Annotated in this window: 22 protein-coding genes; 3 read left to right on the top strand and 19 right to left on the bottom strand. The window is 59.9% G+C overall.

Translation table 11 applies throughout. From position 1 onward, the window contains the following. Positions 1-36: 36 nt before the first annotated feature. Entirely contained in the window at positions 37-726 is a 690-nt protein-coding gene (locus PMI11_RS14335) for a nucleotidyltransferase family protein (protein WP_007818152.1), read from the top strand. A gap of 62 nt (positions 727-788) precedes the next feature. Continuing rightward, a complete protein-coding gene (locus PMI11_RS14330; RefSeq protein ID WP_007818150.1) occupies positions 789-1,688 on the top strand; it encodes a LysR family transcriptional regulator in 900 nt (299 codons plus the stop codon). Positions 1,689-1,726: 38 nt separating this feature from the next. Here PMI11_RS14330 and PMI11_RS14325 read toward each other — a convergent pair whose 3' ends face one another. The 5 genes from PMI11_RS14325 to PMI11_RS14305 all read right to left on the bottom strand — a co-directional run bounded on the left by PMI11_RS14325 (position 1,727) and on the right by PMI11_RS14305 (position 8,017). After that, positions 1,727-3,985, bottom strand: a complete 2,259-nt coding sequence (locus PMI11_RS14325; RefSeq protein WP_007818148.1) for a xanthine dehydrogenase family protein molybdopterin-binding subunit — start codon at positions 3,983-3,985, stop codon at positions 1,727-1,729. Continuing rightward, positions 3,982-4,470 (bottom strand): (2Fe-2S)-binding protein, encoded by a 489-nt coding sequence (locus PMI11_RS14320; protein ID WP_007818146.1) that lies wholly within the window; start codon positions 4,468-4,470, stop codon positions 3,982-3,984. Before PMI11_RS14320 ends, PMI11_RS14325 begins: the two co-directional genes overlap by 4 nt. Then, positions 4,467-5,750 carry a c-type cytochrome gene (locus tag PMI11_RS14315; protein WP_244430572.1) on the bottom strand — a complete coding sequence of 428 codons (1,284 nt, stop codon included), beginning with the start codon at positions 5,748-5,750 and terminating at the stop codon, positions 4,467-4,469. Before PMI11_RS14315 ends, PMI11_RS14320 begins: the two co-directional genes overlap by 4 nt. 195 nt (positions 5,751-5,945) lie before the next feature. After that, positions 5,946-7,160 (bottom strand): MFS transporter, encoded by a 1,215-nt coding sequence (locus PMI11_RS14310; protein WP_007818141.1) that lies wholly within the window; start codon positions 7,158-7,160, stop codon positions 5,946-5,948. Further along, entirely contained in the window at positions 7,157-8,017 is an 861-nt protein-coding gene (locus PMI11_RS14305) for an MBL fold metallo-hydrolase (protein ID WP_007818139.1), read from the bottom strand. The genes PMI11_RS14310 and PMI11_RS14305 overlap by 4 nt, the downstream gene beginning before the upstream one ends. A gap of 181 nt (positions 8,018-8,198) precedes the next feature. Between PMI11_RS14305 and PMI11_RS14300 the strand changes: the two genes are divergently transcribed. Next, the gene (locus PMI11_RS14300; RefSeq protein ID WP_037071349.1) at positions 8,199-9,695 is read left to right on the top strand and encodes a cyclic nucleotide-binding domain-containing protein; all 1,497 of its coding nucleotides are present in this window, start codon (positions 8,199-8,201) and stop codon (positions 9,693-9,695) included. 159 nt (positions 9,696-9,854) lie between these two features. On the opposite strand, the gene PMI11_RS14295 is transcribed toward PMI11_RS14300, so the two are convergent. From PMI11_RS14295 to PMI11_RS14230, 14 genes are all read right to left on the bottom strand, one after another. Next, positions 9,855-10,874, bottom strand: coding sequence for an XdhC family protein (locus PMI11_RS14295; RefSeq protein WP_007818135.1), 1,020 nt, complete (start codon positions 10,872-10,874; stop codon positions 9,855-9,857). A gap of 150 nt (positions 10,875-11,024) precedes the next feature. After that, complete coding sequence (locus PMI11_RS14290) at positions 11,025-11,564, bottom strand: hypothetical protein (RefSeq protein WP_007818133.1); 540 nt, start codon at positions 11,562-11,564, stop codon at positions 11,025-11,027. Between the two features lie 51 nt (positions 11,565-11,615). Beyond that, positions 11,616-12,296 carry a YoaK family protein gene (locus tag PMI11_RS14285; RefSeq protein ID WP_007818131.1) on the bottom strand — a complete coding sequence of 227 codons (681 nt, stop codon included), beginning with the start codon at positions 12,294-12,296 and terminating at the stop codon, positions 11,616-11,618. A 107-nt stretch (positions 12,297-12,403) separates the two neighbouring features. After that, a complete protein-coding gene (locus tag PMI11_RS14280; protein ID WP_037071348.1) occupies positions 12,404-13,384 on the bottom strand; it encodes an alpha/beta fold hydrolase in 981 nt (326 codons plus the stop codon). Positions 13,385-13,503: 119 nt separating this feature from the next. Then, complete coding sequence (locus PMI11_RS14275) at positions 13,504-14,907, bottom strand: alginate export family protein (protein ID WP_007818128.1); 1,404 nt, start codon at positions 14,905-14,907, stop codon at positions 13,504-13,506. Between the two features lie 55 nt (positions 14,908-14,962). Continuing rightward, complete coding sequence (locus tag PMI11_RS14270) at positions 14,963-15,868, bottom strand: hypothetical protein (RefSeq protein WP_007818125.1); 906 nt, start codon at positions 15,866-15,868, stop codon at positions 14,963-14,965. Between the two features lie 4 nt (positions 15,869-15,872). Then, positions 15,873-16,319: a DoxX family protein gene (locus PMI11_RS14265; protein WP_037071347.1), complete on the bottom strand. Its 447-nt coding sequence runs from the start codon at positions 16,317-16,319 to the stop codon at positions 15,873-15,875. A 16-nt stretch (positions 16,320-16,335) separates the two neighbouring features. Then, positions 16,336-18,222, bottom strand: coding sequence for an amidohydrolase (locus PMI11_RS14260; RefSeq protein ID WP_007818121.1), 1,887 nt, complete (start codon positions 18,220-18,222; stop codon positions 16,336-16,338). Positions 18,223-18,247: 25 nt separating this feature from the next. Then, entirely contained in the window at positions 18,248-18,514 is a 267-nt protein-coding gene (locus PMI11_RS14255; protein ID WP_007818119.1) for a XapX domain-containing protein, read from the bottom strand. Positions 18,515-18,544: 30 nt separating this feature from the next. After that, positions 18,545-19,252: an alpha/beta fold hydrolase gene (locus tag PMI11_RS14250; protein WP_157179631.1), complete on the bottom strand. Its 708-nt coding sequence runs from the start codon at positions 19,250-19,252 to the stop codon at positions 18,545-18,547. A 128-nt stretch (positions 19,253-19,380) separates the two neighbouring features. Further along, complete coding sequence (locus PMI11_RS14245; protein WP_007818114.1) at positions 19,381-20,037, bottom strand: hydrolase; 657 nt, start codon at positions 20,035-20,037, stop codon at positions 19,381-19,383. A 248-nt stretch (positions 20,038-20,285) separates the two neighbouring features. After that, positions 20,286-21,185 (bottom strand): helix-turn-helix domain-containing protein, encoded by a 900-nt coding sequence (locus tag PMI11_RS14240; RefSeq protein ID WP_007818113.1) that lies wholly within the window; start codon positions 21,183-21,185, stop codon positions 20,286-20,288. A 100-nt stretch (positions 21,186-21,285) separates the two neighbouring features. Beyond that, positions 21,286-22,191: a helix-turn-helix domain-containing protein gene (locus PMI11_RS14235; RefSeq protein ID WP_007818111.1), complete on the bottom strand. Its 906-nt coding sequence runs from the start codon at positions 22,189-22,191 to the stop codon at positions 21,286-21,288. A gap of 313 nt (positions 22,192-22,504) precedes the next feature. Continuing rightward, positions 22,505-24,004 (bottom strand): Na+/H+ antiporter, encoded by a 1,500-nt coding sequence (locus PMI11_RS14230; RefSeq protein ID WP_007818109.1) that lies wholly within the window; start codon positions 24,002-24,004, stop codon positions 22,505-22,507. Between the last annotated feature and the right edge of the window lie 2 nt (positions 24,005-24,006).

The raw sequence follows: 24,006 nt of genomic DNA, 5'->3' as shown, positions 1-24,006 counted from the left end.
CTTGGACGATTGGCCTGTATAACGGATATCGATAGAATGGAGATCGGTGAGGCTGAAAACGGCAAGCCGGCGACGGCAGATGTTGAAACGACACTCCCTGTCGCGGAGCCGAGGACCTGGAGCCGAGTTGCGGTTGTGCTTCTGGCTGCTGGGGCATCGAGCCGCCTCGGCAGCGAGGGCCATCATAAACTCCTGGCAACCTTTGATGGCGTCCCGCTTGTCAGACGGATCGCAGAGCGCGCTGTATCGAGTATCGCCGATACGGTTGTGGTCGTGACGGGTGCAAGGAGCGAAGATGTCGCCGTCGCTATCGACGGGCTCGATCTCAGGCTGGTCGTCAACGCGGAATACAGGTCGGGAATGGCAAGCTCGCTAGGCGCGGGTCTCAGGGCGCTTGCCATTACAGAATATGTTGGCGTCCTAGTGCTGTTGGCCGACATGCCGAAGATCGAAACAGACCATATCAATCGGCTCATCGCCGCTTTCAGGGCAAGCCCTGTACCTTCGGTCGTCCGCTCCGTTCACAATGCTCAGCCGGGCAATCCAGTGATCCTTCCGCGGGCGCTTTTCGAGCGCGTTGGGACGCTTGAGGGAGACGTTGGCGCAAGACGGCTGATCGAGACATCGGGATGGCCGATCATCGACGTCGAACTCGGTGAGGCCGCGACGATCGACGTAGACACGCAAGAAGACCTCCTTGCTGCAGGAGGGCGCCTCCATCACTAGCGGCTATATGGATTGGATTACAAGGGCCTGATTGGGCAGTAACAATATCGGAACCTGATGAAATGAATACAGAAGATGTTCTTGTGTTTACCTCAGCCGCCGCAGCCGGAAGCCTCGCCGGCGCTGCGCGACGCCTGGGCATCCCGGCGATGGCCGTGACGCGGCGCCTAGCATCCCTGGAGGCGGGGCTCGGCGTGCGGTTGCTTCATCGAACGACGCGTTCGCTGTCATTGACGCCCGAGGGAGAGACCTTCCTCCCCTATGCGCAGGCTCTCATCGAGAACGAGGCGGCGGCAATCGCCCGGCTCAACTCGGAAAGTCCGGGCGCTTCCGGCTTGTTGCGCGTTTCCGTGCCGATCTCCTTCGGGCTGAAGTTCATCATGCCGATGGTTCCGCCTCTTCTACAGCAAAACCCGGAACTGCGCATCGCGGTCGATCTGAGCGACGGACTACCCGATCTGGTTGCCACAGGCACCGACCTTGCCATCCGCATCGCTCGATTACGCGACAACAGTCTCATCGCCCGCAAACTCGCGGACAACCCCCGCTCTGTCGTCGCAAGCGCCGATTATGTCACTCGACGCGGCAAGCCGGAAAATGTCGAGGATCTGTCGCATCATGACTGCCTGGCGCTCGGCAGCGCGACACATTGGTCATTCGTCACGCCGGCGGGCGAACGACACGTTCGCCTGGACGGACGATTTTCCTGTAGCAGCATTGCCGGTTGCCACGCTGCTTGCGTGGCTGGCGGCGGTGTCGCACTGCTCTCGAAATGGTATGTCGAGGACGACATCAAGGCCGGGCGGCTGGTCGAGATCAGGTTCCCCGATGCCGCTCCCGAGCAGATTGCGATCTGGGCGGTCTATCCAACGACGCAGTTCGTCCTACCCAAGGTGCGCGTTTTCATCACCGCTCTTCAACGGCATCTGAAGCAGGCCGGGGTGAATGGATCGAGCGAATGACGTGAATGTGGGCGAAAGAGCCGTCATCCGCATTCCGTTCAAAGAGTGACGATCACTGCCCTCACCCGCTCAGGCGTCATAGGCATATCCCGAAACCTTACTCCCGTTGCGTCGGCCAGCGCATTGGCAAGTGCCGCCGAAGTCGGCCCCTGACCGCATTCGGCAACGCCGAGAAACGGCTGGCCGGGCTGGTCCTCGACGATCACATCGATCTTCTCCGGAATGTCGAGGAAGCGCAGGATCGGATACGCGCTCCAATCAAAGCTGGTGCGGATCGTTTCGTCGTTGGTGACCTCCTCGCGCGTGCACCAGCTGAGCGATTGAATGATCGCGCCCTCGATCTGGTTCTGAACGCCGTTCGGACTGACGACTTCGCCGCAGTCGGCAGCGGCCTGAACTCGGTGGACAGTGATGCGTCCGGTATTCTGGTCGACGCCAATCTCCATGCAGACAGCGCAATAGGCGCCGAGGTTCTTATATCGTGCGAAGGCCATGCCGAAGCCGTGGAACGGCCCCCGCTTCTGCCGTTTGCGCCAGCCGAACGCATCGGATGCCGTTTGCATGACCTGGCGCGCGCGGAGGTCAACCATATGATTCAGTCGAAGATCGAGCGGATCGATATTGCCGACAAGCGCCAGCTCGTCCAACATACTTTCGATCGAGAAGACGTTGAGGTGTGCTCCGAGCGAACGCAATGCCGAGACCCTTATCGGCATGTCCTTGATGAAGTGATAGAGGACATTCATGTTCGGCAGGTCGTAGAGCGGGTTGGAATTGCGACTTCCATCTCCTTCCGGCATCGGAATCTCCTTGCCTTCGGGCTGCGGAAAGCCGGGAACGATCTGGTTGCCGACGAGAACGCCGCCGGCGCCGACCGGACGATTGTTATGCGGATTGCTCCAGACATCGTATTTCCACGCCACGATGCGATTTGAGGCGTCAAGACTGGCTTCGAGCTCGGTTGCCATGCCGGGACCGAGTGGCTCCCAACCAAACTCCTGTTCCCGCATCCACTGCAATCGCACCGGCCGGCCGGGAACCGTCATGGCGATATAGGCAGCCTCGGCGGCGACGTCATCCGCGCCGTTCTGACCGTAGCAGCCGGAACCTTCAACGTGGATCGCACGGATTTTCTCGACGGGCCGGCCGAGCAGTTCGGCCGCGACGCGGCGCACGTCATAAGTCCCCTGGCTATGGGTCCAGATGGTCAGGAGATCATCCTCGAGCAGGGCGATTGCGCAGGAGGGACCGATCGAGCCGTGACTGATCCATCGACGCGTGTAGCGCGCCGACATCGTCTTGACGGGCACAGCAGTGGGATGGGCGACATCGAGAATAACGATGTCGCGGGCCGGAAGTGCCTTCAGCGTGTCCGTAACGCTGCCGGTCGGAAATGGCGCCCCCACCGGCTCGTAGTCGGATGCCTGGAGCGTACGCATCAGTTTGATCGCGTCCCATTCCTTTTCGGCGACGATGGCGGCGAAGTCGCCGTTCTGCACGAACTTGACCACCTTCGGCATCGCCTCGATCTCGGCAGCCGCCGGCAGCTTTAAGCGCGTCCTCTCACTTGGGCCGCGCAGCAGACGGGCATGCAGCATGCCGGGCAGACGCATGTCATGGAGGAAAGCCTGACCGCCGGTCGTCTTGGCGGTGATATCGAGCCGCGGCAGGTTCGTGCCCATCGTCCGGAACTCGGATTTCTTACGAAGCGGTGCGTGAGCAATCGCCTCGATATGCAGTGAGAGTGCGGCTGCGACCTCACCATAGGAAACTACCCTTCCATCGGGTACCGCAATTTGTCCATTCCCGGTCGTCGAGAGTCCCTCGGGCTCAACCTGTAACCGCTCCGCCGCCTTCCGCAGGAGCACCATCCGGACATTGGCCGCCGCGTTGCGGATTGCGGTACCACTATCCTGCATCGAATGGCTGCCCGCCGTCAGCCCCTCATCGGGCGTACGAGCGGTATCAACCGTCACCATCGTGACCGACGCCGGCGGCAGATCGAGCTCTTCTGCCGCGACCTGCAGCAACGCGGTCCTGATGCCCTGACCGAGCTCGGCCTTGCCGGTGAAGACCGTCGCATGGCCCTTTTCATCGAGCTGGATCCAAGAATCGAGATAAGGCCAGTTCTTCAGGCTGCCGGGAAGATCGGGAGCAACGATCGCCGGACCTGCTCCTCCTTCGCCACCACCGGCGAGCTGGGCGAAGGCCGGACGCGTCAGTGCGAATGCAACGGCTATGCCGCTTGTACTGAGGAAGGAGCGTCGGGTCAGGCCGGGATTTTGGACGGCATTCATTGCGAGCCTCCTGCTGCAGAAGCGAGGGAAAGCTCGCGGCTGGCGCGATGCACTGCCCTCAATATTCTGGCGTGCGTTCCGCAACGGCAGAGATTGGGCTGCATGTGCACGCGAATCTCCACCTCAGTCGGCGACGGGTTCCGATCGAGGAGAGCCTGGGCACGCATGATCATGCCGGCTATGCAATAGCCGCACTGTGCGGCCTGCTCTTCCTGGAAGGCTTTCTGGATGACATTCGGCTTTTCGGCCGTGCCCAGCCCCTCGATGGTGCGCACCCTCCTGCCCGCAAGCAGCCCAACGGGTGTCAGACAGGAGAAGACGGGCTTCCCATCGATGTGCACGGTGCAGGCGCCGCATTGCCCGAGACCGCATCCGTACTTTGCGCCGTTCAGTTCGAGTTCGTCACGAAGCACGTAGAGAAGCGGCGTATCCGGATCGGCTTCCACCTCGTGGCCTTCGCCATTGACGTTGATCGAGATCGTCATTCCGCATTCTCCTTGCGTATATCGCCGACCACGGCTTCCAGGTCCGGCCATGCCGGCTTGTCGGTGAAGCGGGCACGGGCATAGGCGAGCAGGTCGGCAAGCTGGCGGTCAGTCATGGTGTTTGAAAAGGATGGCATGTACGCTCCTTTCCCCCCCGGCGGCGCGATCCCCTGCAGTAGCGTCTGCACCGCGTTCCTGGGATCATCGGCTCTGAGGTCGGATGCGGATGAAAGAAGCGGTCGGTCGTTGATATTCATCGGCGCACGCGGCGCGTGGCAGCCGGAGCAGGCGCCTTCGAATAGAAGGTCGGCTTCGGGATGCGCGGCTGCGGCAGCAGATCGGCTATCGTTCGTCGCCACAACGGTGACTGCAGGCAGATTGGTCTCCCGCAATGGATGCATTTGGGAATCGACGTAGACGGCGATCGCCCTGACATCGGCATCGTTGAGGCGGGAGAGACCTTCGGCGACGGGCACCATCGGGCCGCCAGCTGCGCTGTGCCCACGATCGGATCCCGTCTTGAGGTAGGCGAAAAGGGAATCCACATTCCAGATCGCAGCGGAGGGATTCGTTTCGTCGAGCGCAGGCGCGTTCCAGCCCTCTGCAACGCCGCCTGCAAATTCGCGCCCCCTCTCCTCGCCGCCGGCGAGATTGCGCGGCGTATGACAGCCGCCACAATGGGCAAGTCCGTCCACCAGATATTTGCCCCGGTTCCATTCGGCGCTCTCGTTCGCCTGGCGTTCGAACTGCGTCTGCCTGAGGAAGAGCAGCTTCCAGCCGGCGAGCAGTGGCCGGAATCCGAGGCCCGGAAGCAACTGGTTTTCGGGAGCCTCCCGGGAGACCGGCTGGCGAGTCATCAGAAATGCGTAGATTGCCGCCAAGTCGCCGTCATTGACATGGGTAAAGTGCTCGTAGGGCAAGGCCGGATAGAGGTGGCTTCCATCGCGGGCGACGCCTTGCCTCATGGCGCGACTGAACGCAGCAAGCGACCAAGAGCCGATGCCTGTCTTTTCGTCAGGCGTGATGTTGTTCGAGAACAGTATGCCGAAAGGCGTCGGTAAAGCGCGCGCGCCAGCGAAAGGTGCGCCATTTGGTGCCGTGTGACAGACAATGCAATCGCCGACGGTGGCGAGCTGCTCGCCCTTTGCGACGAGACCGCGATCGAAGCTTGAAGGGGATGGGCGCGCGATTTCGGGAAGTGCCGGCTCATAGGCGATCCAGGCGACAATGCCCAGCCCTGCAACGACGGCGATAGATGCGAACGCGGCTCCGATTGCCAAATGTCGCTTCGAAAGTTTCATATGGAGTGCTTCGCTTCTGTAAACGTTGCGTTTATTTCGCGCGTCGGCCCCGGACGCGTCTTGTCTCGACAGCCGGCCTTTTGGATGAATCGACTGCCCCTCAAGACCTTCGCCTGTCCGAAAGTCGGCAAGGCGAACCTTGCGGTTCGCCTTGCTTCGTATCCACAGGAAGAGTCAGTGCGTCCCTGCCTTGCGCGCTTTGCGGCCAGCGACGGCGCTTCTGACTGCATCGAGAAGGAGCGTCACCGACGCCAGCGTTGCGACCGTCGCCACCCCGATATCCACTGCGGACGGAAGGCTCGCCCATGTCGCGATCTTGCCCAGCAACAGCGCCACAACGGCCTGGGCCAGGTAAGCGACGAGGAACAGCGCCGAGAGTGTGGCGCCTCTGTGCGTCACGGGTGCTGTGGCATTGATCAGCGAAAGTCCTCCGAGGAGGAGCAGGCTGTAGGCCATTCCGCTGCCGATCTGGGCAACGGTATAGAAGACCAGAGAGTGAAGAACCGCGGCAAGCGCCAGCAACCCGGAGGAAATAATGGCAATGGCACTGCCCGCGAGCATCACCCTACTCGGCTTGGCGCCTCGCGCAGGCACGGTGGCGATGGCGGAAGAAATCGCAAAAAGCGCGATGGTGCCGCCATTGACGAGAGCGTTCTGGGACGCGATCACATCGCGCGCCACCTGCGCACCAAGAGAAAGCGTCATGGCGCCGAGCACATATGAGGCCGTTACCGCTGCGGTCGCCGTCACGAAAGTCGCAAACAGCCCATTGGGAATGGCGGGAACCCTTGGCCACCAACGGCCGGCCGGCCGTGACGCCGTATGGTTCGGGAGCATCCAGGTCGCAACCATGAGCGCGGCGAGGACGGCGACCAGAACGGCGAAGTTCAATCGCGTCGGCAGCGGCGCATATTCGATCAGCGCACCGCCGACAAGGGCCGCGCCGATCATGCCGAAGGCCTGGGCGGCGGCCGTCGCACTCGCCGCCTGTGCCGTCCGGCCCGGCGCGCTGAACTCGACCACGGCAGCGGCCGACGGCCCGGCAGCTAAACCGACGCCAACGCCCATGAAAGCCCTGCCGATGAAAATCCAGTCGACGTTCGGCGCCAGCGCGAAGATCAGCGTGCCGGCAAGCGAAGCCGCAAGACCGAGCAGCATTGCTTCCCTTCGCCCGATATAATCGGACACATTGCCGAAGACGACGAGCATAAGGACGACGAAGACCGGATAGATGGCGAAGATCGCCGTCGTCGTGAAGGTCGTCAGATGCCATTCCTGTGCATAGAGCGGATAGGTCAGCGCCGGAGCGGCGCTGGTCCAGATGGTATGGGCGACAACCGCAGCGGCGGTCAGGAAGCTCGCTTCTCTTCCGAAAACCTTGCGGCTCATGACTGGGCCTCCGTCACAGGGCGCAGCTTGAAGCTATCGCCGTCCTTGCGGACGGTTCCGACGCCGGGATAAGCCCAGTGATAGCCAAGCAGCACGGCGTTTTCCCGCACGGCCTGCTCGATCAGTGTGCGACGCGTCGTCCTTGCGAGCGCCGGATCCATGTCGAAGCCGAAGCTCCAATCGGGACGCTCAAAGGAAACGATGTGGCTGGCGGTGGCGTCGACGGTGATGATCAACGGGACATCACCATCGACGACAATCGAGATATGGCCTGCCGTGTGCCCAGGTGTCGAAAGGATCCTGAGGCCGGGAATGACCTCGTCTCCGTCTTGGACGAAGGTCAGCCAATCGGCGATTGCCTGCAGATCGCGCCGGGCACCGGCCACAAACGGTTGGACCGCCTCAGGCAGGGCATCTGCCTTTTCGCCCATCCAGAAGTCCCACTCCGCGCGGGTGATATAGTAGCGCGCATTCGGGAAACGCAGCGAACCATCGTCGCGCAGCATACCCCAGATATGATCGGGGTGAGCGTGCGAGATGATAATCTTCGTCACATCGCCGGCGTTGACGCCAACGGCGTTGAGGTTCTTTTCGAGTTGTCCTTCGCTCGGTTGGAAACGCGCGCCCGCTCCGACGTCGACGAGAATGACGTCATTCGACGTAACGATAAGCGGGATGTTGGACTGGGCGTCCGCGATGTTGTCGGCGCCGTCCATGCGCGCGACAACGTCAGCGCGCTGGTTGTCGGAGGCTTCAGGAGCGAAGATTTCGCCGGCGAGCGCGATCGGGCCGTCGGAGAGCACCGTGATATCGAAGAGACCATGTTTGAAGGCGTGGAATGCAACTGGCTTGTTCATGTGCCGAACTCCTGTGTTTCGATGAACAAGATGTCGGCGAATTCGATTGAGATTGAAATTAGCAACGCGGACGATGCATTGTTCACTATCGCTGAACGACAGAACGCCAAATTTCGTTGAAATCGCCAAGACGTGGGCCGAGAGGTGGGTTACCGATAGTCGGTTCCCACTGGGCCCCCCGATGCAATATCTTTTTGATCCGATTACGCAATTCTTGGTTCTCACCGTCGCCCTCGCCGCGGCACATTGGCTGCTGCCCGGACATAAGCCGCTCCGCTTTGCCATCGATGTTGCGTTCTTCGTCGCGTTGACGGCTATGCTGCTGTCGACCGGCGTCGCGCCCTACTCCGCGGCGGTCTCTTCGCCCGACCTGTGGCACCGCTTGTTTTATGGTCTCGCAAAAGCGATCTGGTGGCTCGGCGGGGCGATGATGCTCATCAGCTGCATCAGGCTGTTCCTGATCTTCGAGCACCGTCCGCGCGAAGCACGGTTCGTTCAGGATCTGATTGCCGGGATCATCTATGTCGGGGCTGCCCTTTCCATCGTGGCTTATGTGTTTGGCGTGCCTGTCGGCACGCTGATCGCGACATCGGGTGTCTTCGCGATCGTCCTCGGTCTCGCGCTGCAAAATTCGCTTTCCGATGTCTTTTCCGGGGTTGCCCTCAATCTTGGCCGCTCTTACAGCGTCGGCAACTGGATCATTCTCGAAAACGGCGTCCAGGGTCGTGTTATCGAGACCAACTGGCGTGCGACCCACCTCTCCAACGCTACGAACGACCTCGTCGTCGTTCCGAACAGCGCGCTCGCAAAATCACAGTTGGTCAATCTCAACAGCCCCGACGAGACCCATGGCATCACCATGTCGATCAAGCTCGTCCCGACGCGGCCGCCGGCGACAATGGCGAGATTACTCGAGACGGTTACGCTGGCGAGCAATCATATCATGCGTGTTCCAGACCCCCTGGTCTCGATCGTCCGCCTCGCCAAGGAAACCATAGACTTCGAGCTGGCCTTTCGCATTCGTGACATATCAGAGACGACAGCGGCGAAGAATGAAATCTACGATCTGGTATATCGGCACATGCTGGCGGCCGGCATCCCCCTCGCCTCTGATGCCATGTTCAGTGTCGCGCCCGGACTCGAGTCTACAATCGTTCCCGGAAAAGTGCTCGAAACGCCACTGCAGCTTATGACGATGCTGCCGCTTTTTACCTCCCTTACCGACAGCGAACGCGAAACGCTGTCGAAAGCTGCTGTCCGGCGCAGCTACGCAAGAGGGGCGGAAATCATCGCCCAGGGAGAGTGCTCGCCAGGATTGATGCTTGTTGAGAGCGGCGTGGTGCAGGTCATCCGGCAAGAGAATGGTCGGGACATCGAGCTAAATCGACTTTCGCCTGGCGATATTTTCGGCGAGCGCGGCCTCCTGATCGGCGCTGAAGAACCGGGTCGTATCGTTGCACTGACGCCGGTCATTGCCCGCGAGATCGGAAAAGACCAGCTCTGCGAGGTCCTGCAGGAGCGTCCGGTTCTGGCTGAAGATATCGGCGCAACGCTCGCCGACAGGCTCGAACAGGAGAGGCGGCTGCACGGAGATGGCAGCATGCCCTCGCAACATGCGCAGACATTGGCAAACCGCATCCGCCATATCTTTGATCTGTCTCATTCAACGACAGTGTGACCGAAGAGGAACAGATCGCACCGCGTGCGTTTCCGATCACGAACGCTGGTCGCCGGTCCACATCGAAATCCACGAAATCAACCGCGGATCGAAGCGCCGGACGCTGGAGCAAGAAGTGAGGCGAATGCCCAGGTGAGCGGCGATGGCTTTTCCATCGTGTCAAATTCCACATGCGCGGCCCTCAAAGGACTGCCATGCATCGATCGCAAGTGAGGAAACGGACCACTCGGTCGGGCGCTCATCGCGAACCAACCGAAACCTCGGGATCTGCGCTGCCTGCTCCGCGGCCATGACTTCGGATAGGATGGATAGCGCGATGTCGGAAGCAGACTTGGCGCCCGAAACAAGGCCTGCCGGGGCTTTCAAACGGCTCAGCTGCCTTTCGCCGACACCCGTGTTGCGCAGCATAGAAGCGCGCTTTTCCGCCGTTCGCCGGCTTCCCATGGCACCGACGTAGAAGGCATCCGTCGCCAGCGCATCCGCGATCAGCCGTTCCTCCCAATCATGGTCGTGAAAGAGGAAGGCAATCGCGGTTCGTTCGTCGATCGCAATTGTTGGTGCGGAGCGGCTCCTCGTCAACGTGGTGATGCGATCTGGCGGAAGGCAGGAATGCTCTGCCGTGGCAAGATCGTTGGTCAGCAGATGAACGTCAAAGCCCGAAAAGGATGCGAGGCGACCAAGCGAAGCGGCCGCAGCCCCTGCCCCCGCGACGACGAGCCGGCGTGGCGGATAATATTCCACCGCGGCAGATTGGGCCGGCGCGTCAGGCAACCCGAGTTCCATGCGCGCCGGAACACGGGCCGAAAGCCTGATGTCGATGGCCGCGAAGGAGGAGGCTTCCTGTGTCACGTCAAAAAAGAGATCGACTGCAGAACCACATGGTAACTGCAGATCAAAATAGCGCGATCCCTTGCCGTAGCGCACGATCCTGTTCTGCCCAACGTGGAGCGTATCGAGCGCTTCCGAGACGATTGCGCGCTCCAGGCAGCCCCCCGATACGTAGCCCGCCCATTCCCCGGTTTCCGCGACCGCCATCTGGGCGCCGAGCGGACGGGGAGAGGAGCCATCGATCGACAGTAGCGTAATGATGGCCACCCGACGGCCCTGCGCCGCCTTCTCCGCGGCGAATCCTATGACATAATCATCGAATTTGCAGCGTTCACTGCTGAATGCCTGCATGGGATCCTCCGAGAGCCAAGATGTGCAAGTCGGTGGTGCATCTCCCGGCTGCAGTTGCTCAGGCGTTGGTGTTGCGGAGTATCTCGAAGAGGAACCACACCCGTCGCTCGCCCTCGTCGACTATTACCGTCTTGTGGAACGAGGTGTTTGTTAAGCAGCGATCGCGTGCTTTTCCCTCGCGCGTTGCGCTATGCTCTCGGCGAATAGGGGGGTCTCGCCCTTGTTATGATTGGACGATGCTTCCGAACGAGCCTTCGCCGCGTCGGCGAAATTGATGTTATTTTTCTCGCAGTAGGCCAGAAACTCGTCGGTGGCATATGCTCGCACATGGTTCGTGTACTCGCAATGGCCGGTGTCGATCGGCTTGACGCTGAGCTCCCAGATCACCTGCACCGTGGTGCGGCCATGGGCTGCCATGACATCCGAGATGGATACCATCTTGCAATAATTGGGCTCAGCGACCTCGGCGACATAGTGCTGGATCACCAGGCTTCCGCCTATCGTTTCCACATTGATCGACATGCGCCGGCCATCGTCGGTCCAGGTGGCGCCGGCCGCGATGTGGTCGGGGGAGCAACGCTGATATTCTGCGTCGGGCAAGTTGAACAGCCAATCAGCAATATCGACCTTGTCGGCACCAATATTGACGACATGGCTGTAGCTTGAATCGGACATCTGACGATCAGACATTTTATTCTCCTGCGGGTTCGATAGGTGCTGCGTTTTCTTGGTGGGTAGCCATCAATCGCCTTCGGGCGTTTCAACAGGTGCAACGAGTGCCAGGGCCGCCAGGACGGCAGGGACGACAAAACTCCAGACGGGCGAGAGAATGAACGCCAGTGCGCCGATGGAGCAGCCTGCGGCGAAGACGACGACCGCGAGCACCATCCGCTTCAGACGTGAGTAGGCCGCAGCCGCGCTCTCCGAATGCCCGCCCATGGCGATATCGGCAAGGTCGAGCATGATCTGCGTCGTCGTTCCGGTCATCAGGGTCGATGGCGGAGACTTCGCCAAATGAACGCGGTGAATGCCGTTCTGCACCGCCATAGCGGCAACAAGGACCATGCCGATCGCGAAGGCCAGGGAACTGTTCGGATCGCCGAAGGGACCGTAAGTCAATGCGATCGCCGCGGCGACCACTAGCAAAATCAGCTTAACGACGAGAAGAGGACGCAGGACCGGTTGGCCGCTCCGCTGCAGCGCCAGCCCGACGATTCGCGCGGCGAATACGACGACACAAAAGACCGGAAGTGCGAGGAGCTTGGACAGGGTGCCCCCCGTGCCTAGCGCTATCGATGCGCCCAAGGTCACGAAGTTGCCGGTCACGTGGGCGGTGAACAGCCCTCCGAGCGCCAGGAAGCCGACAGTATCGACATATCCCCCGTTGAAGCTGAGGAGAAGAGGAAGCGGAACGGCTTTCATTGACGGAGCTCCTGGAGACCTTGGTAAAGTGCTCCGGCGCTTCGGGCACTGCTTTCGTGGCGGCCTGCCGCCAGCATGGAGCTTGGCGGCAGGCGGGATCGTGCTCGTCAAGCCTTGATGAAGGCGAGCAGGTCCGGATTGATGACGTCGGCGTGGACCGTCAACATGCCGTGTGGGTAGCCTTTGTAGACCTTCAGCGTGCCGTTCTTGAGGAGTTTGACGGAAAGCTCGGCGGAATCGGCGATCGGAACGACCTGATCGTCGTCACCATGCATAACGAGAGTCGGGACCGTGATCTTCTTGAGATCTTCCGTCTGGTCGGTTTCGGAGAAGGCCTTGATGCCGTCATAATGGGCCTTGGCGCTGCCCATCATGCCCTGGCGCCACCAATTCTGGATCACGCCCTGATAGACGGTCGCGCCCTCACGATTAAAGCCATAGAACGGGCCGGTGGGGAAGTCGACGAAGAGCTGTGCACGATTGTCGGCAACGGCCTTGCGAATGCCGTCGAAGACTTCCATGGGCAGGCCGCCCGGATTCGATTCCGTCTTCAACATCAGCGGAGGAACGGCGCTGACCAGTACGGCCTTGGCGACACGGCCCTGCGGCTGACCGAACTTGGCGACATAACGGGCGACTTCACCGCCACCGGTCGAGTGTCCGATATGGACGGCGTTCTTCAGGTTCAGATGTTCGACGACTACAGATGCGTCGGCTGCGTAGTGATCCATGTCGTGACCGTCGCTGACCTGCGAGGAGCGGCCGTGACCACGGCGATCATGAGCGACGACGCGATAACCGTGCTGAACGAAGAACAGCATTTGCGCGTCCCAATCGTCCGAAGACAGCGGCCAGCCATGATGGAAAACGATCGGCTGGGCGTCCTTCGGACCCCAATCCTTGTAAAAGATCTGTACGCCGTCTTTGGTTTCGACGAAGCCGGTGGTCATGGGCGGTATTCCTTCAATCTTTGTCGGGGTGGTGGTGGAAAAGGCAAGAGATGGCATTGCTATCGCAGCGGAAAGGGTTGCGCCGGCCAGCAATGTTTGTCTGCGGGAAAACATGATCTCGATCGGGTTGTCAGACATCTTGGTAACCTTTGGGGTGGACGTTGATTTCATAGCCTGTGAAGGGTCGCCGCCTCTTGTCCGATACTCGTCTTATTTGGACAAAGCTTGGGTCACGCCGGCCCGCGCCCGCAAGCCGGTCACCAGACGAAGTTCAATTGAGCTCCAAGGTAATTGCCGTCATGGCCGCCGGCATTGCGGATGGCATCGCCGATCTCATAGTGAACCGCCTCGACGGCGCCTGTCAGATTTGCGCTGAAGGCGTAGTCGAGTCTGACCTGCCCGTAAGCCCCGGACCACGCGCCGCCGCGACCTGCCGTTCCTGCGAGAGCCTGATTGGGCTGGACGTAAATCGCGTCTGCTGTAGTTTGCCGCCACTGGAGACCGACCGCCGCCATAAGCGTCATCTTATCCGTCGGCTTCACTGTGATCGAAGGTTTGAGGTGTATGAGGTTTGCATAGCCGGTGTAGCCGGCGAGCGTGAAATAATAGCCGTTTGGAAAGAGAGGATTGAAGGTTCCGACGGTGCCGTCGCCGGCATTGCGGTCTCCTGAAGCCATATCGAACTGCAGGCCCAGCCGAGGTGTCCAGGATGAATCGTCGAAAGTGTAGCCGACGCGCGCACCGATCGCCCAGGCACGGATATCCTTGTCGCCGACGGAACCTAGCTGCCCCATCCCCTCGATATCCCAATCGAGGCCATTCGAACTGCCAGCGAACCGAGTATCGAAGATATGCCGGTTTTCGTCTCCCGATCCGTCCAGATAATGCGCTTCGTGTTTCTGATAGAGCGAGTAGTAGGCAGAAAGTTCGTTGGCTCCCAGGACCTGCCGTTCTACGCGCAAAGTGCTGAAGCGGAAGTCTCCGTTCGACGTATCGTCGAACGCCTCGTCATTGCTATATTGGACTGGCTGGCTGACGAAACCGATGAAGCGCCACGGACCCGTTTCCCAATCTGCCCATACTGCATCAAAGGACTGTCGCACATTCGGCCCGTCGCGTGAGGAGACGAAGCGCTGCAGGTCGAAAGCAAAATCCTGCCGACCGATGCGCGCCTTGAAAGTCCCTGCATCGAAATCATGTGAGTAAGAGACGAACGCCAGCCGCAGATCCATCTTGTCGGCATCCGTTGGGCCGACCGATCTTTTCCAGAATGCTCGATCATCTTCGAACTGGGTGAATATCTGCCAGTCCTCGAAGAGATGCAGGTCGATGTGAAACTGAGCCCGCTGAATCAAATAGCTATCGCCCTCGACACCGCCGATTCCGAAGCTCGGAGTGTGGTTGGTCTCGAATCGCTCGCGGAGGTTCGCCCCGAACGACACGTAAGTACCGGGATCGGAAATGGACAGCGGGACATATTTCAGGCTATCGAGCGGCTGCGTTCTGAGCGCTGGATCGGCCAAAGCAGACCAATCCTCTTGCCAGCGGTTGCTCTTGATCGCCGGCCTCTTGGCAGGTGCCGATATGTCGGCAGCACTTGCCGCCGTCGCCGACAGAGTCAGCAGGACGGCGGTTGAAACTAGGTAACGTTCGATCATCATTTATGCTTCCCATCAGGACCGAGCGGCCGCGCTCGACGCGGCCGCAGTATCGTCGTCAGGGCTTGGCACCGGAATGAATCTCCGCAACATAACCGCCCGAAAATTCCACCATGGCGGCTCGACGGTCGCCTGATTGATAGGGTTCGACGAGGATCTTCGCGCCGCTGTCCTTCGCCTTCTGAAGAGTGCCCTCGAGATCGACGACCTCATAGCCGGTCATTTCATGCCCGTAGGGGACGGGCAGGTGCCCATCAGTGACAAGGACGGTTATCTTTCCGAAGACGGATTCGATGCGGATACGGCGGAATGTATCGTCCGGACGGCCGATCTCGACTCCCGGCGCCTTTTTTTCGTCGGAGACCACCGTGCCCTTCGAGAAGGCAACGAAATCCTTGACGAAAGCGGATACGGCGTCGGGAGAGACATAGACACGGTTTTCCGGCACGGTCTCGAAGGCGGCGTAGTTCGGCTTGGTCGAGTGCCAGTAAAGCTGCATGTTTACCCCGCCCGGCCACTGGATGACGGCGTCACGGCCGATCGGATCGGGAAAGCTTTGGACGATGATGCTGGCACCGGCGGCACGGGCTGCGGCAATCGCTTTGTCCATGTCGGTCACCAGATAACCTGTCCGCTCAAAGCCGAAAGGATAGGGGATCGGCGTCTTGAAGCCGAATAGGGATACCGTGCCGACTGGAGTCTGCAGGAGCTGCGATGTCGTGCTGCTCGGCGTCGGCGTCACGGTCGCGACGACTTGCTTGGTGCTGGTTCCGCCGAAGGTCGCAAGGAAACTCTGGGCGAAGGCATCCACCTTGTCGGGATCCACATAGACATGCGTCGTGTCGTATTGCGCACCGACACCGAATTGAGATTGAGCAGCGCGGGCGGCGGCAGGGCTCGGCGCGAGCGGCAGGGCTGCGAGTACGGCAAGCAACCCGATAGTACGGAGTGAGCGGGATATCATATCGTCAAACCTTCGTTTTCAAGACAAAACGGGAATTCAGATCGAGCCAGGCGACGAGCAGGAAGCCGCCGACGAGGCCAAGGTGTTCGAAAAAGGAGTTGGCGGCCATGAAGCGTTCCTGCCCTGCCGGCAGTTCCCAGAAACGCAGCGCCAGAAAAGTGGCAATCAGGGTGAAGCCGGCGAGACCGAGCGCTGCCAGCCAACGGAAGAAGCCGGTGAGGATCATCGCCGACGCCGCCAGTTCGAAGACGATCACGACGACGGCAAAGGGAGCAGCCGGCGACAACCCGAAATGCTGCATCTCGGCAATCGCGGCGGGAAAGTCCGTCAGCTTGCTGACAGGCCCCTGGATGTAGGCGGCGCAAAGGCCGAGAAGCCCGATCCAGCGCACGGGTGCGACGGCAAACAGCGGCCGTACGAGGCCGGAGAGACGTGTTTCAAGAGCAGCCATCACGACATCATCCTCCTCAGACGGCCCAGCAGGAGCAGCCGAGCGCGCCAAAGAAACCCTTGAGGTCTGCGATCGGTAGCTTTGAAGTCCAGGCGCCGGCATGGTCGTGACCATGAACGTTGCAGTCGCTGGCGCAGCCGCAAGACGAGATCGCCGTGCGCCTTAGCGAGTGCTTGCCGGCGCCCTCCGGCTCGCCCCAGGCGGCATAACCCTTGAAACTGCGCACCGGCGACCAGTCGGGCGTGGCCGGCGGCACATCGGTCTCGTCAAGGCTGGCAAAGTCGCCGCTTCCGTAGACGATCTTGCCGCCGACCATGGTCAGATCCGACGTGAGGAAGGAGATCTCGTCCTCGGCGCAGGCGAAGAAATCCTTGTCCGGGACGACGAGATCGGCGAACTGGCCTTTCTCGATGCGGCCTTTCTTGCCTTCTTCGTTTGAAAACCAGGTGACGTTTTCCGTCCACATCCTGAGCGCCGTCTCGCGATCGAGGCAGTTGGCGCGCGGATAGAGCTGCATACCGCCCACCGTCTTGCCGGTGATCATCCACGACAGCGAGACCCACGGATTGTAGGAAGCGACGCGGGTGGCGTCGGTGCCGGCCGAAACCTTCACACCCTTGTCCAACATGCGGGCGATCGGCGGTGTGGCTTCGGCGGCGCCATGACCATAGCGCTCGACGAAATATTCGCCCTGATAGGCCATGCGATGCTGGGTGGCGATGCCGCCGCCCAAGGCCGCGATACGATCGATCGACCGCTCCGAAATGGTCTCGGCATGGTCGAAGAACCAGTTCAACCCTTCGAGCGGGATATCCTGGTTGACCTTCTCGAACACATCGAGCGCGCGGCTGATCGTCTCATCGTACGTGGCATGCAGGCGCCAGGGCCAGCGGTTTTCCGCAAGTACCCGCACGACCTCTTCCAGCTCGTCTTCCATTTCCGGCGGCATATCGGGACGCGGCTGTCGGAAATCCTCGAAATCGGCAGCGGAAAAGACCAGCATTTCGCCGGCGCCGTTATGGCGGAAGTAATCTGTGCCCTGCTTGTATTTCACCGAGGACGTCCAGTTCAGGAAGTCCTGCTTCTCGGCTTTCGGCTTCTGGGTAAAGAGGTTGTAGGCCAGCCGCACGGTCATCTGGTCTTCATCGGCAAGCTTCTGGATAACGGCGTAGTCGTCGGGATAATTCTGGAAGCCGCCACCGGCATCGATGACGCCTGTGACGCCGAGCCGGTTGAGCTCGCGCATGAAATGTCGAGTGGAATTGACCTGATAGTCGAAGGGCAGTTTTGGTCCCTTCGCCAGCGTCGAATAGAGAATGCCGGCATTGGGCTTGGCGAGCAAAAGCCCGGTCGGGTTGCCGTTCGCATCGCGGGTGATCTCGCCGCCGGGCGGGTTCGGCGTGTCCCTGGTATAACCGACGGCGCGCAGAGCTGCGCCATTCAGCAAAGCGCGATCATAGAGATGCAGAAGGAAGACCGGTGTCTCCGGCGCGACGGCGTTGATCTCGTCGATGGTCGGCAAGCGCTTCTCAATGAACTGATGCTCGGTAAAGCCGCCGACGACACGCACCCATTGCGGCGCAGGCGTCATCGCCACCTGGCGCTTCAGCATGTCCATGGCGTCGGCCAGCGACCGCACGCCGTCCCAGCGCAGTTCCATGTTGAAGTTGAGACCGCCGCGCACGACGTGGGTGTGGTTGTCGATCAGGCCGGGAAGCACGCGCTTGCCCTTGAGATCGACCACCTTGGTGTCCGGCCCCTTGAGCGCCATGATCTCGGCGTCGTGGCCGACGGCGAGGAACCTGCCGTCCTTGATGGCGACGGCGGTCGCGGCCGGATTGGAGCGGTCGAGCGTTGTGATCAGGCCGTGATGCAGGATGAGATCGGCGATCGTATTTTCCATTGTCTTCGTCCTCGAGCGGGAAAAATCAGGCCTTGTCGACGGCCGCGTCGGAAGGTTTGCCGCCCTTCGGCAGGTGGCCGAACATGTGCGGCTTGATCTGGTGGATCCAGGAGACGGCTGCCGGTTCCTTGTTGATCAGTGTTTTCGCGAACGGAACGATCTGCTCGCCGACCAGAATACCGAGCAGGCCAACGAGAGCGACGACGGGCGGTGCCGGCGAGCGCACATTCAGGAGGCTATAGACGATCCCGACGAGCAGTCCGGCTGCCAGGGAATAGAGGTAGATTTTCATGGAAGTTGTCCTTTCTGATCTATTCGACAATTAAAGACCGGTCGCCTCGGAAGCCGCCTCAAGAATGGCGGAGGCGACCGCCTCCGGTTGCGAAATCAATGACATGTGGCTGGCTTTGACCTCAGTCGTGCGAGCGTTCAGCTTCTTCGCCAATTCCCGCTGGAGCTCCACGCTCACCGCCCGGTCTTCGCTCGAAATCACGTACCAGTTCTTGCGGTCCTTCCAGGCAGCCTTGGTGACCTTGTCAGAGAAAGTGCCTGCCCCGAGCGGGGGCTGGGTGGCGGCAAGAATTCGCGCATCCTCTTCCGGCAGATCTTGCGCGACCGCGTTGATCCAGCCGTTTACGCTCATCACGTAGCTGCCGCCACGGTCGAGACTGACCTCGCCGAGACCGGGAGGCGCAGGATGGGCGGCGACTTGGTCTCCGGTCGATTGGCCGGCATCAGGCGCAAAGGCTGCCACAAAGACCAAAGCCTTGACCTTCGGGTCGTCCCCCGCCTCCGTGATGACGGTTCCGCCCCAGCTATGGCCGGCGAGAACGACAGGCCCATCGATCTCGTTCAGGGCATAGCGGGTTGCCTCGACATCCGCCGACAGAGATGTCGTCGGATTCTGCACGGCGACCACAGAAACGCCCTGCTTCTGTAAAAGGGAAATGACGGATCTCCAGCCCGATGCATCTCCCCATGCTCCATGCACGAGGACGACAGTCGCGTTATTCGATGGTGAAACGGTCATGATGAGCTCCGCGCGCATGACTGAATGGGAATATGGTCGAGTATCGTGGCGCAGGACGACTGCGCCACGGAAAAGGATCGAAGAGTTGGTAGCTGCAGGCACCTGGGTGCCCGTGGCCAATTCCGTCATCAATGACCTTCGGACGCGCCGAACATAGTCTTGGCGTAAATGATGCCGAGGCCGTAGGCGCCGCCGAACTTCTTGGCGATACCCGTGGTCATGTCGTAAGTCTCCGTGCGTGCCCAGTCGCGCTGCAGTTCGAGCAGATACTGCAGCGACGTCATCGGCTGTCCGCCGGCCTGAACGATGCGATCCATCGCCCGGTTATGGGCTTCGTCGGAGACGTCGCCGCAGGCATCCGCCAAGACGAAGACTTCAAAGCCTTGTTCGATGGCCGACAGCGCCGGGCCGACGATGCAGACGCCGGTCCACAGGCCGGAAAGCACGATGCGCTTCTTGCCGATGCGATTGATCTCCTCGATGACGGATGCGTCTTCCCAAGTGTTCATCGACGTGCGGTCGAACAGCTTCTGACCGGGGAACGCGTCGGTGATCTCGGAGAACATTGGACCGGAGAAGCTCTTTTCGGCAACCGTGGTCAGAATGGTGGAAACGCCGAAACCCTTGGCGCCATGGGCGACGAGAGCAGCATTGTTCCGGAGATTGACAGCATCGATGCTCTTCGTCGCAAAAGACATCTGCGACTGAAAATCGATCATGATCAGCGTGTGATCCTTCGGCGTGAGAAGCTTCGAGCCCGGCGTCGGTGTCGCATTTACAGTCATTGTGTTTTCCTCAATAGCGTTGAGCTGACTTTGCGTCTGCAGCCAGCTAAATTGCGTTGACGAGACGGATCATGCCCGCTGCCGGCACAATCTTCTTGTCGCTTAGAGGGATCGTTTGGATGTTCGGACTGTTTCGCCCGCCCGAGATCGAACGGAACCGAAAAGGAATCGAACCCCTTCTCGGAGACGGCGGGACGCGAGTTGTAGGGAAGTCTTTCGATGGGCGCCGTCTTCCGGCGAGAGCGCGTTTACGAGGTCGCGCCGCCCGGTTTCAATCGGTTCTGCCGACGCCAGTTCCCAGGAGGATCACCCGCAATATCCGCGAATACGCGCGTCAAATGGCTCTGGTCGGCGAAACCACAGGCAGTGGCGACGTCTTGAATTGAGACGTCCGAACGCAGAAGATCCTTTGCTTTTGAAACTCGATACTCCATGACCCAACGGTACGGTGTCCTGCCGAAAGTCTCCTTGAAAGCTCTGTTAAAATAGCTGCGTGACAGGCCGCACACTTGAGCAAGTTCAGCAATCGAGACCTGCGCGAAGGCGTTGGCAGTCAGGAACTCGAGCACCTTCTTTTCCTGCCATGGTGCCAGGACGCCGCTCCTCCTCGCCGGAAAGTATTGGCTGGCATAGGTATGGGTCAGATGCGTCAACAAGACCAAACTGATCTGCTCAAAAAACAGCTGATTGGCCTCGTGTCGGCTCACCAGATAAGGCAAAACGGCTTGGCCTAGGCCAAGAACGACATCGTCTTTGGTGCCCGGGCGACAATCGAACCTGTCGAAGTGCGGACGTCCGATGCCCTCAAGGAACGAGCGGACAAAGGATAAAGGGATATTGAAGCGCAAGTTGTCAAATGGCGAGAGATGATGGCATTGCCATTCATCTCTGAGATCGGTGATGGCTATGGCACCCTTCGGATGACCACCTTCGAAAACGAGCTCGTTGTTTCTCCAGAGCCGGTGCATTCTAAAGTCGGTCAACTGGGTGATAACGGAAACCGCCTCCTCCCGTTTGCTCGATGGAGCGATCGGAAGATCATCCTTGTCATAGCACAGGCGTGTGATCGTGATAGCCGACGCCTTCATCGTCCATTGACTAGGAACAGGCGTTCGGGGCGCATTACCGCCCTCCGATTCTCTTTTCAATGTTTACTCCGGCAAATCCATCAACTACCGCTTCGACGGTACGGCATTTGTCTGGTAAATTCCAACGATTTTTTTACGAAACGGTTTGGGCTTGTCCCGATCAATTCAGGCGACCGGCACGCCAGACAGCCGGCGTCATGCCTGTCTCGCGGGAGAAGACCTTCGTGAAATGACTTTGATCGACAAAGCCGCAGGCGTCGGCGATCGCCCTCAGCGGAAGGTCGCTGTCGCGAAGAAGATCTTTAGCGGCATCCACCCGCGCATGCATGAGCCAGCGATGGGGTGTAACTCCGGTGACCTTCTTAAAACCCTGCGAGAAATGATTGGCAGAGAGACCGGCCGCCGCGGCAATGTCTGCCACGCACAATTCACGGGCAAGGTTGTTCCTCATAAACTCTTTCGCCAAAGTTTCACGGTTGTAGGGCAGGATTGTTTCGTCGCTGCTAAACTCCGTCTTGCCGATGGGGTCCTCGATCAGATGTGAGCAGATCGCGATTGCCAAGTGCTTCAGGAGCGCCTCCCATGAACCGGCCTCTCGACCAAAGAGGGAAAGGACGATGTCGGTAAGATTGCTTAAAACCGGATCCCTCTCACCCCGTCGACAGCGCAGCTCGAGTATCGAACTTGCCCTGGAAAGGTCCCCGACCTCCTCTATGAGAGTCTTTGGCAATAAGAAAGTAACCGAATGAAGGTCCGCGTATAAGACGATAGACGCTCCCTCGGAAAGGTCGACAAGGCAGACCGATCCCCGCTCGAACTTGCGGGGCAATGTCCTGGTCCCGTCCGGCAGGATATCGCAATGATGGGCCTCCTTGGTGTACACCATCAGGAAATAGGCGTCGCAAACGGGAAGGGAGACGATCGGCCTCTCACCGTCAGTGACATCTTTTGCGATTCTCGTAACGCAGATCGATGAAGACCTGACAGGCACCGCATTGAGCGACGCAGCTTCGGGGAGGCCGAAATACGGGCCGAGCGTTTTCAGTTCAAGATAGTCCAGGCTCAATCCCCCTCCTCCAAGATGCCTCGCGCTTGTGGCACCCATGAGACCATTTCGGCTCCGGCAGACCATATAATTCTGCTGAACAGCTGCGCAACGCTCATTCGCGCGAAATTAGGTTTCAACCGCAGTGAGAAACCAGCGTCACGGCAATAACCTCATTTATCTTGTACAATCCTATGGCTACAACCGAAAAGGTCGAGAATGCGAAAAGTTGGCCTGAGGGAAGATTGATTTTCAGCTTTCGGTACGATGTCGGTGCCCACATGCGCCAGCGGCACGAACATCGGACATATATTCTATCCGCAACGCGCACGGATCACAGCCTGTTCTCAGCAGCGATCTCTTGCAGGTCGAGCTCATGTTCGAGGTCCCGCATGACGCGGTCGTGGATTTCGCCTGCCCTGTGCATCCGCAGGATTTCGGCCCTACCGGCTTGAAGCGCTTCGATAACGGCCTTGAAGTGGTCAGCTTTAATACTCTCGTGCGTGTCGCGGTCAGCTTCGTATTGGGTGGCAACTTCTGCCCGATGTTTGAACTGTTCGAGTAGCCGGGGATGTCTTTGGAGACCATGTTCCTTCCGTGAGCACTCCTGAATCGCACGATACTGCGCTTCCGCTACACGCCTCCAGGCGGAGGCCTCATTTTCACGCAATTGCTGTTCTTCGTCGGGGCTGGTCAAGTCGAGCAGGGCGGCGAGCGGGGCCAAAGTCGAGCCCTGGACCAGAACCGTGACGATGATCACGGAGAACGCGGCAATAAGGACGAGGTCCCTCCCCGGCATCTGTTCCGGAAGCGAAAATGCGCCTGTCAGCGTCACCACGCCGCGCATACCAGCCCAACTGATGATCGTCACCGTAGCAAATAAAGAAGATCTTTTGCGCCTGCTGCCGCGCCATAGCAGGACGCGCTTCAGTGTAGCGGTTCCGAGCAGCCAAACGAAGCGTGCGATGATCACGGTCAAAACCACCGCCGAGATCGGAATAATGACCTCGCCGATGCCCTGCCCACCTTCGGAAATGCGATCGAGAACACCCCGAAGAGAAAGACCAACGAGAATGAAAAGCAACGACTCCAACAGAAAGACCAGCGCCTTCCAGAACGCTTGCGCTCGTACCCGGGTCGAAGCCGAAAAGCTCTCATGCTGGTGGAACCCAAGAATGAGACCGGTCGTAACCGTCGACAGAACACCCGAACTACCAAGGCGCTCGGCGCCGGTGTAGGAGATCGCGGCAAGCAAAAGCGTTGCGGTGATGATCAGTTCACTATCACGCAGCCTGCGGACGACCCAGACCCCTACCCAGCCGACGATAAGACCGACGATCACCCCTCCGGATGTCACCAACGTGAAGGAGCCAATCGCTTCCGGAATACTAAAGCTCCCAGTCAGGGCTGCTGCAACGGCGAAGCGCAATAAGACGAGGCCGCTGGCGTCGTTGACCAGACTCTCGCCTTCGAGAAGTGCCGAAATCCGGGTTGGAAGGCGGAGCCTCTCGAGAACCGCTCCCGCGGCAACGGCGTCAGGCGGTGAGACGATTGCGCCCAATGAAAAGCCCACTGCCCATGGCAACTGCGGCAACAACAGATGGAATACAACCCCCACGGTTAATGTCGTGAATACGACCGCTCCCAGCGCCAGCGAAGCGATCTCCACGAAGTGCTTTTTGAACTCGTGCCAGACCGTGAAATAGGCTGCGCTCATGAGGAGCGGCGGCAGGAAGATCAGCATGACCATTTCCGGATCGATCCTGATCGTCGGGACGCCAGGCGTGACTGCAAGGACGACACCGCCGACAATGAGAGCGGCAGGCGGCGGCAGAC

The organism is Rhizobium sp. CF142 (assembly GCF_000281145.1).
Lineage (GTDB): Bacteria > Pseudomonadota > Alphaproteobacteria > Rhizobiales > Rhizobiaceae > Rhizobium.
Note: the sequence above shows the minus strand (reverse complement) of the source record. Positions and strands in the feature narration are given on the sequence as shown.